Below are 12,592 nucleotides of genomic sequence, written 5' to 3' on the forward strand. Positions count from 1 at the left end.
AACTTCCTCATCGGAATCGGATCCGCAGCCGAAACCACGAGGACTCTAGGAGATCAGCGGTCCGTGCCGGGCCTTCCGCGTGGCGGCCAGCCCTCCGATCAGGCCGCTCACAGCGCAGACCGTCACCAGCCCCAGGTACTGCGGCACCGAGTAGGCGAACCACAACTCTCCCGTCGCCGCCTTACCCAGCGCGGCCAGCGACGCGGCGGCGATTCCCGTCCCGAGCAGCGCCCCCGCGCATGTCACGATCAGCGACTCCCAGCACACCGCCCTGGCGAGCTGCCCCGGCTCCGTTCCCACGGAACGCAGCAACCGGATCTCCTCCGCGCGCTCCGCCATCGACATGGCCATCGCGTTCAGCACCGAGATCACGGTGTAGGCCACCCCTGACCCCACCAGTACGGGAGCGGCCCACGCCGACGGCCCGGTCCGCGTCACGCCCGCCGCCGCGTCGGAGGTCGACACCGCGAACAGGAAGGTACACGCGAGCGCCACGGCCAGCATCACCGGAGACGCGGCCGACATCGCCCGGCGCGGCTGCGTGATCAGGGAGGCCCTCGCCAGGGTTCCCGCGCCCGGGTCGAGCCAGGCCGCCGGAGCTCCGAGTATCCAGCCCATCCCTCGCAGCAGGACCGGACCCAGCGCCGACGCGCCCACGCAGAGCGCCATCGTCGCCCCCAGCCCGGTCGGCACCGCGGCCACGGCCTTCACGTGCGGAACCAGGGACAACAGCGCGACCCCTCCGGCCAGTGCCACCACTCCGGCAACCGCCCTGGGCCAGGGCATGAGCCGCTGCTGCGCCGCGCTCTCGCGCAACACCTCCAGCGGCCCTGCGCGTACCGCTTTGCGCGCCGCGCCCCACGCGGCCAGCAGCGTCACCACCAGCCCTACCACCAGCGCCAGGACGAACGGCCCCCACGTGACCTCCAACGGGATACCCGCAGGCGTCAGGCCGACGGCTCGCATGAACGCCGCCACCGCCCCGGCGTACGGCACGGCCAGCGCGCAGCCCGCCGCGCTCGCCAGCACGGCCACCACCAGCGCCTCCGCCATGACCAGCCGGCGCACCTGCCACGGTGTCATGCCGACCGACCGCAGCAGGCCCCAGGTCCGGCGCTGCCGCAGCACGTGCAGGCTCAGCGTCCCGGAAACCACGAAGACCGACACGAACCCCGACACCAGCGCGGACAGGACCAGCAGCCCCATGATCCCGTTCAGCTCGTCGTCCGCGCCCGCGCTCGCGACCAGCAGGCCGCTGGAGCTGACGAGCATCACAGCCAGGAGCACGGCCACGAACGAGGCGGCGAAACCCGTGCGATTGGTCCGCACGTTGTTCCAGGCGAGCACGAGTGTCATCGACGGCCGCCCAGCCGCATGCCGATCTGGTCGACCGACGGTCTGTCCAGGACGTCCACGATGCGGCCGTCGGTCAGGAAGAGCACGCTGTCCGCCCGGGCCGCCGCCTCGGGATCATGGGTGACCATCACCACCGTCTGGCCGAACTCGTCAGCCGCCTCGCGCAGCAGCGCCAGCACTTCGTGTCCCGTGCCCCGGTCGAGCGCGCCTGTCGGCTCGTCGGCGAAGAGCACCTCCGGCCTGCCGAGCAGCGCGCGGGCGATCGCCACCCGCTGCTGCTGGCCGCCGGAGAGCTGCGCCGGCCGGTGCCCCTCCCGCCCTGCGAGGCCGACCCGGTGCAGCAGTTCACGTACGCGTGCCGGGTCGGGCCGCCGCCTGGCCAGCCTGCTCGGCAGGATCACGTTCTGCCAGGCGGTCAACGACGGCACCAGGTTGAACGCCTGGAAGATGATGCCGATCCCGTCGCGGCGGAGCACGGCCAGCTCCCTCTCCCGCAGGCGGGTGATGTCCTTCCCGGCGATGCGGACGGCGCCCGACTGCGGCCGGTCCAGCCCTGACGCGCACTGCAACAGCGTGCTCTTCCCCGAACCCGACGGGCCCATGACGGCGGTGAAGCTGCCGCGCGGGAATCCGACGCTGACCTGGCGGAGCGCGGCCACCTCGGTGGCGCCTCCGCCATAGGTCTTGGTCACTCCGTCGAGGAGGACCGCTTGATCACTCATGATCTTCAGCCTGCCGGAGGCCGCTGCCGCGCTCCATCAGGTATCGCCCTGATCCGCCCCCCGAACCCCCTGGGACCGGTGCACGGGGTCGGCTCGGGTACCGGAGTCGGTCTGTGCTGTCACCGATCCGGGGAGCCAGCGAAGGGCGAGGATGCCGAGTGCGGTGTGGAGGACGCCGGCCACTGCGGCGATCACGTGCAGGCCGGTGACGAAGGCCGTCTTCGCCTCCACGGCCGCAGCGGGCGCGAGGTCCGGAAGCTTGAGGGTTCCGTCTAGGGTGGGCGCCAGGTCCGGCCCCTGGAGTCGGAAGACCAGGGCGGCGAGTGAGCCGAGGAGCGCGATGCCGAGGGCGTTGCCGATCTCGTTGCTGGTCTCTGCGATCGCGCCCGCCGAGCCTGCTCGTTCCGCGGGGACGGCACCGACGGCGGTGTCGGCGACGACGCTGAAACAGATGCCGTAGCCAACGCCCGCGATGGCCGTGGAGGCGACGTACCAGCCGATCCCGCCCGTGATCGCCGTGGGGAGCAGCGACAGCAGACCCGCCGCGATGGAGAAGTGGCAGATGACGAGGGCGGTCCGCTTTCCGATGCGATCGACCACGAAGGGCGTGACGACGCAGGTGACGGTGAGAACCACAGCGCCGGGAAGCGCGAGGAGAGCCGCCCGCAGGACAGGCAGGTCAAGGACGGATTGGAGGTAGACGCCTGCCAGGTACGCGGTCGCCGACCACGCGGCCAACGGCAGCAGGCCGGTGATGACCGCCACCGTGAAGACACGGTCCCGGAAGAGCGAGAACTCGATCAGCGGATGCTGAAGGCTCCGCTGCCTGCGGGCGAACCACGCCAGCAGTACCAGCCCCGTGATCCCCACGAGAACCGGGACGATCGACAGACCTTCGGCGGCGGAGTACTTGAGGCCGTAGATCATGAGCAGGAGGCCGGCCGCGGAGGTCACGACACTGAGCGCGTCGACGTGCCCCGGGCGGGTCGCACGGACCTCACGGAGCAGGATCGGCGCGAGGAACAGGAACAGGGCGATGACGGGAAGGTTGATCAAGAAGACCGAACCCCACCAGAACCGTTCCAGCAGGATGCCGCCGGCAACCGGGCCGATGGCGAACCCGGCCGCGAATGTCGCGGCGAAGACGCCGATGGCTTGAGCCCGTCGCCGCGGGTCGGTGAACAGTTCGCTCAACACGGCCAGGGCCGATGGCAGGAGAGTCGCACCCGCCACTCCCATCAGCGCACGGGCGACGATCAGAAGCTCGGGGCTCGGCGCGAACGCCGCTCCCGCGGAGCCGATGCCGAAGGCCGTCGTGCCGATCATGAGCAGCTTCAGCCGGCCGTACCGGTCGCCGATGTTGCCGAACGCGATCAGCAGGGAACCGACGGCGAAGCCGTAGATGTCCAAGATCCACAAGGCCTGGTCGGCGGTCGGCGTGAGGGCCTGGCTGACCCGGGACATCGCCAGGAACAGGATCGACCCGTCCATGGAGACCAGCAGTACGGGCCCGAGGATCACCAGAAGGCCGAGCCAGGCCCGCGGACCCGGTGAGTTGTGCGCGTGATGTCGAGACATGTTCACCGACAGTGCGGCAGGACGGGCTCGGCAACCATCCCCCTGCCGTGGGTGCACCCGACAGGTACACCCACAGGCGTGCTCGGTCAGCCTACGCTCGATGTCATGGAAGGTCTTGGAGCGTTTCTGAAGAGTCGTCGTGATCGGGTCACACCGGCTGAGATCGGGCTACGCACTTTCGGGACCGCTCGCCGGGTTCCCGGCCTGCGACGTGAAGAGCTCGCCCAGCTCGCGGGAGTGAGCGCCGGGTACTACACGCGTCTGGAGCAGGGGCAGGCGGAGACCGCCTCCAAGCAGGTGCTCGACGCCCTCGCGCGGGTGTTGCGGCTCGACCGGATCGAGATCGTTCACCTCCACAATCTCGCTCGGCAACCCGCGAATCCCGGCCTCTCCGAACCGCCCCGGGAGGAGCCCCACCCGCGAGTCCTCGCACTCCTGGAATCTCTGGGAGACGCGACGCCGGCGATCGTGCTCGGCCGCCGTGGCGACGTGCTCGCGTGGAACCGCATCGGTCACGCGCTCATCGCCGAGCACGTCGCGTTCGACGCGCCACAGGAGCCGATGCGCCGCCCGTCCGTCCCGCGGATGTTCTTCCTCGATCCACTCACCCGCGACCTGTACCGCAACTGGGACGAGCTCGCCCGCGTCCACGTCGCCTACCTCCGACTCACCGCGGGTCGATTCCCCACGGACGCGCGCCTGGCGGAATTGATCGGAGAGCTCACGATGCGCAGCGACGAGTTCGCGATGATGTGGACGGTCGGGGAGGTCGCTGACTGCACCGTCGGGACCATGCGCCTGCAGCACCCCACCGTCGGTGCCGTGAGCGTCGCCTACCAAGTCTGGCTCCAGCCCGACAGCCCCGACCACCGGCTGGAGATCTACACCCCGGACGACCCCGGCTCCGCCGACGCCATGCGGATCCTGACGCATCAGAGCCGCCGGGACACCGAGCCGGACCCCATCCGTCAGCGTCGCTGACGGGGACCACTACGGCCGCGGCTTCGCACAGGCTCTCACCGGGCGTGAGGCGAGGCTGCTCCGGCCCGCGAGGGCGAGCCCGGACGGACCGGAGCAGCACTGTTCGAACCGTCGCGGCAGACGATCGAACCGATCGGCCGGACCCTCCGGCTAGAGCCGCTCGACGACGTGGTCGATGCAGTTGGTCAGGGCCTCGACGTCGTCGGGGTCGATGGCCGGGAACATCGCGACGCGGAGCTGGTTGCGGCCGAGCTTGCGGTAGGGCTCGGTGTCCACGATGCCGTTGGCGCGCAGGACCTTGGCGACCTCCGCGGCGTCGACGCTGTCGGCGAAGTCGATGGTGCCGACCACGTTGGAGCGGAACTCCGGACCGGCGAACGGCGCGGTGTAGGAGGTCTTCTCCGCCCACGTGTAGAGCCGGCGGGCCGACTCGGCGGTGCGGGCGGTCGTCCAGGCCAGGCCGCCGTTGCCGTTCATCCACTCGATCTGGTCGGCGAGCAGGAACAGCGTGGAGACCGACGGGGTGTTGTAGGTCTGGTCCTTGGACGAGTTGTCGACCGCCACCGGCAGGCTGAAGAACTCGGGGATGTAGCGGCCGCTGGAGGCGATCTCCTCGACCCGGGCGAGCGCGGCCGGGGACATCAGGGCGATCCACAGGCCGCCGTCGGAGGCGAAGCTCTTCTGCGGGGCGAAGTAGTAGACGTCGGTCTCGCTGATGTCGACGGGCAGGCCGCCGGCGCCGGAGGTGGCGTCGACCAGGACGAGCGAGCCGTCCTCGCCCACGCGCCTGATCGGCATCGCGACGCCGGTCGAGGTCTCGTTGTGGGTGAGCGCGTAGACGTCCACGCCCTCCTCCGTGCGGGCCTCGGGGTGGCTGCCGACCTCGGACTTGATCACGGTCGGCTCGCCCAGCCACGGGGCCTTCGCCACGACGGAGGCGAACTTCGAGGAGAACTCGCCGAAGTGCAGGTGCTGCGACTTCTCACGGACGAGCCCGAAGGCGGCGATGTCCCAGAACGCGGTGGTGCCGCCGTTGCCGAGGACGACCTCGTACCCCTCGGGGAGCGAGAACAGCTCCGACAGGCCCGCGCGGACGCGCCCGACGAGAGCCTTGACCGGCTTCTGGCGGTGGGAGGTGCCCAGCACGCTGGAACCTGAGGCGGCGAGAGCCGAGAGCTGCTCGGGGCGCACCTTCGAGGGCCCGCAGCCGAAACGGCCGTCGGCGGGCTTGATGTCAGAGGGAATCACGATGTCAGCCACCTGACCAGCCTACTGAGCCTTCCGATCGGTCCAGGCCGAAGTCCGGATTGTGAGACGGGCGTGTCCGGGAACGCGAAACGGCTGCCGCGCGAGACAGATCGCGCGACAGCCGTACAGGACACGGTCAGGCGGAGCCGAGGACCTCGGCGGCGCCGGGGACGTCGTTGACCGAGCGCTGTGCCGGACCCACGTAGTCGGCGCTGGGGCGGACGAGCCTGCCCGTGCGCTTCTGCTCCAGGATGTGGGCGGCCCAGCCCGCGGTGCGGGCGCAGGTGAACATGGAGGTGAACATGGAGGAGGGAACCTGGGCGAAATCCAGGATCACCGCCGCCCAGTACTCGACGTTGGTGGCGAGCACCCGGTCGGGCTTGCGGGCGTGCAGCTCTTCCAGGGCGGCCTTCTCCAGGGCGGCGGCGACCTCGTAGCGCGGCGCGTCGAGCTCCTTGGCGGTGCGGCGGAGCACGCGGGCGCGGGGGTCCTCGGCACGGTAGACGCGGTGGCCGAAGCCCATGAGGCGCTGGCCCTTGTCCAGCTCGCTCTGGACGTACTTCTTGGCGTCGCCGACCTGCTCGACGCCTTCGATCATGTGCAGCACGCGGGCGGGGGCGCCACCGTGCAGCGGTCCGGACATGGCGCCGACCGCGCCGCTCAGCGCCGCGGCCACGTCGGCGCCGGTGGAGGCGATGACGCGGGCGGTGAAGGTGGAGGCGTTCATGCCGTGCTCGGCCGCGGACGTCCAGTAGGCGTCGATGGCCTTGACGTGCTTGGGATCGGGATCGCCCTGCCAGCGGATCATGAACCGCTCGACGATGCTCTCGCCCTTGTCGATCTCGCTCTGGGGGACCATCGGCTTGCCGAGGCCGCGAGAGGACTGGGCGACGAAGCTGAGGGCGGTCACGCTGGCGCGCGCCAGGTCCTCGCGTGCCTGCGCGTCGTCGATGTCGAGCAGCGGCTTGAAGCCGTACGCGGGGGCCAGGATGGCCAGCGCGCTCTGCACGTCGACGCGGATGTCACCGGAGTGGACAGGAATGGGGTACGGCTCCGCCGGGGGGAGACCCGGCTGGAACGTGTTGTCGACGAGCAGGCCCCACACGTGTCCGAAGGAGACGCGGCCGACCAGCTCTTCGATGTCGACGCCCCGATACCGAAGGGCGCCCCCTTCTTTGTCCGGTTCCGCGATCTCCGTCTCGAAAGCTACTACGCCTTCGAGCCCGGGTTTGAAGTCGGACATTCTCGGCCGCCTCCCTTTCTTGAAGTCAAAGCCTTGATGTCGAGATACCGGCGGGTCATATTCAACCCTGCGGGACGCGGCGGTGTGCCGCCGGGACCCTCCGGAACGCGATCGTCCCAGGTGGGGGCGGTGCGTACGTTCTCTGTCAAGCACGGGAGAATACCTTCCCGTGGAAGCCACCTCGCGCCCGCCGTCGCTGGCGGGGCTTCGCCGTACCTATCAGGGCCTGCCGTTGCTGGAGGCCGACCTCGCACCCGACCCCGTGTCGCAGTTCGCCGTCTGGTTCGGCGAGGCCGTCGACGCGGGACTTCCCGAACCGAACGCGATGGTGGTCGCCACCTCCTCCGCGGGCGGGCGGCCGACGGCCAGGACCGTGCTGCTCAAGGACTACGACGAGAACGGATTCGTCTTCTACACCAACTACGAGTCGCGCAAGGGCCGCGACCTCACCGAGAACCCCCGGGCCGGCCTGCTGTTCCCCTGGCACGCCATCCGCCGCCAGGTGCGGGTGGAGGGCGCGGTGGTACGGCTGCCGCGCGAGGAGTCGGCCGCCTACTTCAGGTCCCGCCCGTACGGCTCGCGGATCGGGGCCTGGGCGTCCCGGCAGTCGGCCGTCGTGCACTCCAGGGAGGAGCTGGACGCCCGCTACGCGGAGCTGGCCGAGCGCTGGCCGGAGGATCCTCCGGTGCCCGATTTCTGGGGCGGCTTCCGGGTCGTACCCGCGGAGGTGGAGTTCTGGCAGGGGCAGCTCGACCGCATGCATGACCGCCTCCGATACCGCCGTTCGGGCGCCTCCTGGGTCGTGGAGCGCCTGGCCCCCTAACCCCCGCTACCCGCCTTTTACTGATATATCCGCATATGTCCGGTGGGTAGAGGGGGGCGACGTGAGGTTCGGGGATCTTGTTCGGCGGCTGGCGATGGACACCCGTCCTCTGGGGATCCCCGCGTACCGGCGGCTCTGGGCAGGGCAGGGCGTGTCGTTCATCGGCTTCCAGCTCACCTCGGTGGCGGTCAGCGCCCAGATCTACGACATCACCGGGTCGTCCTTCTGGGTCGGCATGCTCGGCCCCGCCAACCTGATCCCCCTGGTGGTCTTCGGGCTCTGGGGCGGGGCGGTCGCCGACGCGGTGGACCGGCGCCGGTTGCTCCTGGTCGGCGCCGTGATCGCCTGGACGGCCACGCTGGCGCTGCTGGTCCAGGCGGCCCTCGGGGCGACGCACATCGGCCTGCTGCTGGCGACCGTGGCCGTTCACGCCACCGGGTTCGCCATCACCGGGCCGACCCGGGGCGCGGTCATCCCCCGGCTGGTGCCGGCCGAGCTCGTCCCGGCGGCCAACACGCTCAACTTCCTGGCGGGCGGCGTCGGCACCGTCGTCGGCCCGCTGGTCGGCGGGATCGTGCTCGCCCAGGGCGGTTTCGCCGGCGCCTACCTGATCGACGCGCTGCTGTTCGGCGCGGGCTTCTACGCCGCGGTACGGCTGCCGCAGCTCAAGCCGGTCGGCGAGGTGACCCGGCCCGGCCTGCGGTCGGTCGTGGACGGGCTGAGCTACGTCGCCGGGCACCCGGTCGTGATGATGTCGTTCGTCGTCGACATCATCGCCATGGCGTTCGCGCTGCCCAGGGCGCTGTTCCCGGAGATCGTGGCCGAACGGTTCGGCGGGTCGCTGATCGCCTTCGGCTGGCTGTCGGCGAGCATGGCCATCGGCTCGGTGCTCGGCGGCCTGATGTCGGGCTGGGTGGGCCGGGTGCGGCGCCAGGGCCTGGCGCTCACGTTCGTCATCGCGGCCTGGGGCCTCAGCGTCGCCGYCTCCGGGCTCGTGGGACAGCTCTGGCTGATGGTCGCGCTGCTGGCCTTCGGCGGAGCCGCGGACCTGGTCTCCTCGGTGTGGCGGCAGACGATCCTGCAGACCCACGCGCCCGACGACATGCGCGGGCGGATGCAGGGGGTGTTCATGGTGGTGGTCGCCGGCGGCCCCCGGCTGGGGGACCTGCGGGCCGGGGCCACGGCGAGCTGGTTCGGGGCCACCGGGGCGTGGATCGGCGGCGGGATCGCCTGCGCGGTCGCGGTGCTCGTCGTGGGGCTCGCCGTACCGGCGTTCAGAAATTACCGCCCCGCCGTGCGGGGTCTTTGAGCAGCTCGGGAAGGATTCGGCGCGCCCCGGTGTTGCCGTCCTTTGTCATCGTGGGCGGATCGCACAATAGGGTCGAGGTCCGAGACTTCCCGGTCCGCGCGATCCCATGGGAATGGTGCGCGGCGGACCCGGCATCGAGATAGGACGGGAGGAGCCTTGACCGCACACGGACTGATCGACACCACGGAGATGTACCTCCGCACGATCTTCGAGTTGGAAGAGGAGGGGATCACCCCTCTGCGTGCGCGAATCGCCGAGCGGCTGCAGCAGAGTGGTCCGACCGTCAGCCAGACGGTGGCCCGCATGGAGCGCGACGGCTTGGTCCGGGTCGAGGGCGACCGGCACCTGACCATGACCGACCTGGGCCGCACGCTCGCGACGCGGGTCATGCGCAAGCACCGCCTCGCCGAATGCCTGCTCACCCAGGTCATCGGGCTGCCCTGGGAGGAGGTGCACATCGAGGCCTGCCGCTGGGAGCACGTCATGTCCGAGTCCGTCGAGGCCCGGCTGGTCAGCCTGCTCAACAACCCCACCGAGGACCCGCACGGCAACCCCATCCCCGGACTGGAGGAGCTCGGCGTCGAGGGCGTCCAGGGCGGTGAGTGGGAGACCCTGCCGTCGATGGCCGCGATAGCCGGACCCAGAGATATACCCGTTGTCGTGCGGCGAATTAGCGAACAAGTGCAAAGCGATCCGGCTGTGATGCTTAAACTCAAGCAAGTTGGGATACAACCCGGACGCGAGGTAACGCTCGCGGCGAGCGACGACGGTGTGCGGGTGACAGGTGACGACGAAGCGGAGAACACTCTTGCGGACCTCCCGCGAGACATCGCCGCGCACGTCTTCGTCTCCACTCGCTGACCGGGGCCCCTCTGCTTGGTTGGATCCCCCTCGGGAGCCCCTTCACTCCCCGGCCGAGACTGCAGGAGCAACCGTGGTTCGCTTTGCGCACACCCGTCCCCGAGGGGTGGTCACCGGATGAAGCGGTGGGGGGATGTGACACAGGACACCGCCGACCACCTTTCGGCAGGTTCCGTTCTCGACCATGCCGAGATGGCGGTGGTCGTCACCGACAGGTTCAGCAACCTTCTCTACTGGAATCCCTTCGCGGAGAAGCTGTTCGGCCGCCCCGGAGTCCCGGGGTCGCGGGACCAGGCGCTCTCGCTGGGCATCATGGAGAAGGACCACCCACTCGCCATCGAGCTCGCCAAACACGTGCTCAAGGGCGGCGTCTGGGAGGGCACGTTCGACGTCAGGCGCGGTGACGGGACGATCATCTACGTCCGCGCCCAGGCCGTGCCGCTGCGGCACCCGTCGGGATCGGTGACGGGCATCGTCATCACCGCCCGCGAGGCGATGCGCAGCAACGAGCGGGAGAAGGACCGCTTCGGTCTGCTGGAGCGGATCGGCGAGCGGCTCGCCGGCTCGCTCTACGTCGAAGAGACGCTCAAGCGCGTCGCCGACATGCTCGTCCCGCAGTTCGCCGACCACTGCTTCATCGAGCTGATGGAGGGCCAGCGGCTGACCCGGAGGATCTCCACCCACGTCCAGGGCTGGAGCCCGCCGCCCAACACCTGGGCGCCGCTCGGCGCGGAGATCCGCTACCCGGTGGGGCACTACGCCGAGATCGCGCTGCGCCGCCAGGAGACGATCCTGGTCGAGGACTTCGCCCAGACCAACTACCCCAGCCCCGGCGAGGCCAGCACCCGCCTGGCGGCCGAGATCGGGATGACCTCGGCCATCGTGGCGCCGCTGTGCGTGCGGGGCGAGGTCCTCGGGCTGATGTACCTGGGCCTGTCGAACCTGACCGACCGGCGCAGCCCGCACTACGACGCCTTCGACCGCGACTTCGTGGGGGCCATCGCCACCCGGGTCGCCCTGGCCGTGGACAACGCGCTGCTGTTCGAGGAGGAGCGGCACACCGCCGAGTCCTTCCAGAAATACCTGCTGCCCCCCGCGCCGCTGCCCGAGCTCGACGGGCTGGAGATCGCGGTCCGCTACTACCCGGCGGCGCCGCTCGCCTCGCACGGGCAGGGCATCCAGACCCAGGTCGGCGGCGACTGGTACGACGTCATCCCGCTGTCGGCGGGCCGGGTCGGCATCGTCATCGGCGACGTCGAGGGCCGGGGAGCCAAGGCCGCCGCCGTCATGGGGCAGCTCCGCGCCGCGCTGCGCGCCTTCGCCCAGGACGACAAGCCGCCCGCGGAGATCCTCGCCCGGCTCGACGAGTGGACGCGCATCATCGCCACCCCCGAGCGGGACGACAGCGGCGAGGACATCAGCGTCCCGCCCATCGTCACCTGTCAGTACCTCGTCTACGACGCCTGGTCGCGGCAGCTGTCGTTCGCCAACGCCGGCCACGCGCCGCCGCTGCTGCTCAACGACGGCACCTGCGCGGAGCTCGACATCAAGGAGGTCGGCCAGCCGCTCGGCGTCCGCGCCAAGGGCGTCCACGCCGATCTGGTCTACAAGGAGGAGACGCGGACGCTGCCCCCCGGGGCCGCGCTGCTGCTCTACACCGACGGCCTCGTGGACCGCCGGCCGGTGCGCGACGCCGACGGCAGGCCGCCCAGCGACGAGGAGACCCTCGCGCTGCTCGCCGGCAAGCTCATCGAGGTCTCCGACTCCTCGGTGGAACGGATCGCGGACGCCGCGACGGTCGCCGTGCCCGGCGAGATCGACGACGACATGGCCATCCTGGTGATCAGGTCCGCCCCCGCCGACCTTGAGGTCGAGGAGCGCACCTTCCCGGCCCAGCCGATCATGGTCGGTGAGGCCCGCCGGATGGCGGCGGAGGCGTTCACGGGCTGGAACGTCCCGGAGGAGCGCGCCGAGCTCGCCTGCCTGCTGGTCTCCGAGGTGGTGACGAACGTGGTGCTGCACGCCGCCAGCGCCAGCGTCCCGCGACGCGAGCTGGTGCTGGACAGCGCCCCGATGCCGTTCGACGAGACCTGGGACGACCTCCCGGGCCTGGAGAACGAGGTCGTCAACGAGAAGGAGTTCACGCTCCGGCTCCGCCGGGGTGGGGAGGCCGTCTGGGTGGAGGTCTTCGACCAGGATCTGCGGCTTCCCCGCATCCGCAGCGCGGGGGAGAACGACGAGGGCGGCCGGGGCCTCTACCTCGTCGACCAGCTCGCCAAGCGCTGGGGCTCGCGTCCCACCAAGGAGGGCAAGGCCGTCTGGTTCGAGATCCCCACCAAGTCCCGCTGAGCGGAGGAGCGACCGGCGGGTGACCGCCGCCGCTCTCCGCGAGGCCCGCGGACGACCTCGGTCGTCCTCGGGGTGGGTGGCGGCGGGGGACCGGGCCGGATGGCACGGGCAGGCGGCCGGGG

Annotated in this window: 10 protein-coding genes; 5 read left to right on the top strand and 5 right to left on the bottom strand. The window is 70.6% G+C overall.

Annotated features, from left to right (window positions below):
- Nucleotides 1–45 precede the first annotated feature (45 nt).
- The 3 genes from CA984_RS18975 to CA984_RS18985 are packed head-to-tail and all read right to left on the bottom strand — an operon-like array spanning nt 46 to nt 3,656.
- The gene (locus CA984_RS18975; RefSeq protein WP_086574192.1) at nt 46–1,356 is read right to left on the bottom strand and encodes an ABC transporter permease; all 1,311 of its coding nucleotides are present in this window, start codon (nt 1,354–1,356) and stop codon (nt 46–48) included.
- Nucleotides 1,353–2,078 carry an ABC transporter ATP-binding protein gene (locus tag CA984_RS18980; RefSeq protein ID WP_086574194.1) on the bottom strand — a complete coding sequence of 242 codons (726 nt, stop codon included), beginning with the start codon at nt 2,076–2,078 and terminating at the stop codon, nt 1,353–1,355. The genes CA984_RS18975 and CA984_RS18980 overlap by 4 nt, the downstream gene beginning before the upstream one ends.
- 36 nt (nt 2,079–2,114) lie before the next feature.
- On the bottom strand, nt 2,115–3,656 hold the full coding sequence (locus tag CA984_RS18985; protein WP_086574209.1) for an MFS transporter: 1,542 nt from the start codon (nt 3,654–3,656) through the stop codon (nt 2,115–2,117).
- 105 nt (nt 3,657–3,761) lie between these two features.
- Between CA984_RS18985 and CA984_RS18990 the strand changes: the two genes are divergently transcribed.
- Nucleotides 3,762–4,637: a helix-turn-helix transcriptional regulator gene (locus CA984_RS18990; RefSeq protein ID WP_086574206.1), complete on the top strand. Its 876-nt coding sequence runs from the start codon at nt 3,762–3,764 to the stop codon at nt 4,635–4,637.
- Nucleotides 4,638–4,787: 150 nt separating this feature from the next.
- On the opposite strand, the gene serC is transcribed toward CA984_RS18990, so the two are convergent.
- Together serC and CA984_RS19000 are read right to left on the bottom strand one after the other, a co-directional pair.
- On the bottom strand, nt 4,788–5,897 hold the full coding sequence (serC, locus tag CA984_RS18995; RefSeq protein ID WP_031167384.1) for a phosphoserine transaminase: 1,110 nt from the start codon (nt 5,895–5,897) through the stop codon (nt 4,788–4,790).
- Nucleotides 5,898–6,021: 124 nt separating this feature from the next.
- Nucleotides 6,022–7,128, bottom strand: coding sequence for a citrate synthase 2 (locus CA984_RS19000; protein WP_086574196.1), 1,107 nt, complete (start codon nt 7,126–7,128; stop codon nt 6,022–6,024).
- Between the two features lie 169 nt (nt 7,129–7,297).
- On the opposite strand from CA984_RS19000, the gene pdxH reads away from it, so the two are divergent.
- The 4 genes from pdxH to CA984_RS19020 all read left to right on the top strand — a co-directional run bounded on the left by pdxH (nt 7,298) and on the right by CA984_RS19020 (nt 12,470).
- Nucleotides 7,298–7,951, top strand: a complete 654-nt coding sequence (gene pdxH, locus CA984_RS19005) for a pyridoxamine 5'-phosphate oxidase (protein WP_031167388.1) — start codon at nt 7,298–7,300, stop codon at nt 7,949–7,951.
- 61 nt (nt 7,952–8,012) lie between these two features.
- Nucleotides 8,013–9,260 carry an MFS transporter gene (locus CA984_RS19010; protein WP_086574198.1) on the top strand — a complete coding sequence of 416 codons (1,248 nt, stop codon included), beginning with the start codon at nt 8,013–8,015 and terminating at the stop codon, nt 9,258–9,260.
- Nucleotides 9,261–9,416: 156 nt separating this feature from the next.
- Nucleotides 9,417–10,121, top strand: a complete 705-nt coding sequence (locus tag CA984_RS19015; RefSeq protein ID WP_086574200.1) for an iron-dependent transcriptional repressor DtxR — start codon at nt 9,417–9,419, stop codon at nt 10,119–10,121.
- 117 nt (nt 10,122–10,238) lie between these two features.
- A complete protein-coding gene (locus CA984_RS19020; RefSeq protein WP_086574202.1) occupies nt 10,239–12,470 on the top strand; it encodes an ATP-binding SpoIIE family protein phosphatase in 2,232 nt (743 codons plus the stop codon).
- Nucleotides 12,471–12,592: the final 122 nt, after the last annotated feature.

The sequence above is a fragment of the Streptosporangium minutum genome, assembly GCF_002149035.1.
GTDB lineage: Bacteria > Actinomycetota > Actinomycetes > Streptosporangiales > Streptosporangiaceae > Streptosporangium > Streptosporangium minutum.

Bases quoted from the DNA above. Each gene is read 5' to 3' on its own strand.
- CA984_RS18975 (WP_086574192.1), bottom strand. From the start codon at position 1,356: ATGACACTCGTGCTCGCCTGGAACAACGTGCGGACCAATCGCACGGGT.
- CA984_RS18980 (WP_086574194.1), bottom strand. From the start codon at position 2,078: ATGAGTGATCAAGCGGTCCTCCTCGACGGAGTGACCAAGACCTATGGC.
- CA984_RS18985 (WP_086574209.1), bottom strand. From the start codon at position 3,656: ATGTCTCGACATCACGCGCACAACTCACCGGGTCCGCGGGCCTGGCTC.
- CA984_RS18990 (WP_086574206.1), top strand. From the start codon at position 3,762: ATGGAAGGTCTTGGAGCGTTTCTGAAGAGTCGTCGTGATCGGGTCACA.
- CA984_RS19000 (WP_086574196.1), bottom strand. From the start codon at position 7,128: ATGTCCGACTTCAAACCCGGGCTCGAAGGCGTAGTAGCTTTCGAGACG.
- CA984_RS19020 (WP_086574202.1), top strand. From the start codon at position 10,239: ATGAAGCGGTGGGGGGATGTGACACAGGACACCGCCGACCACCTTTCG.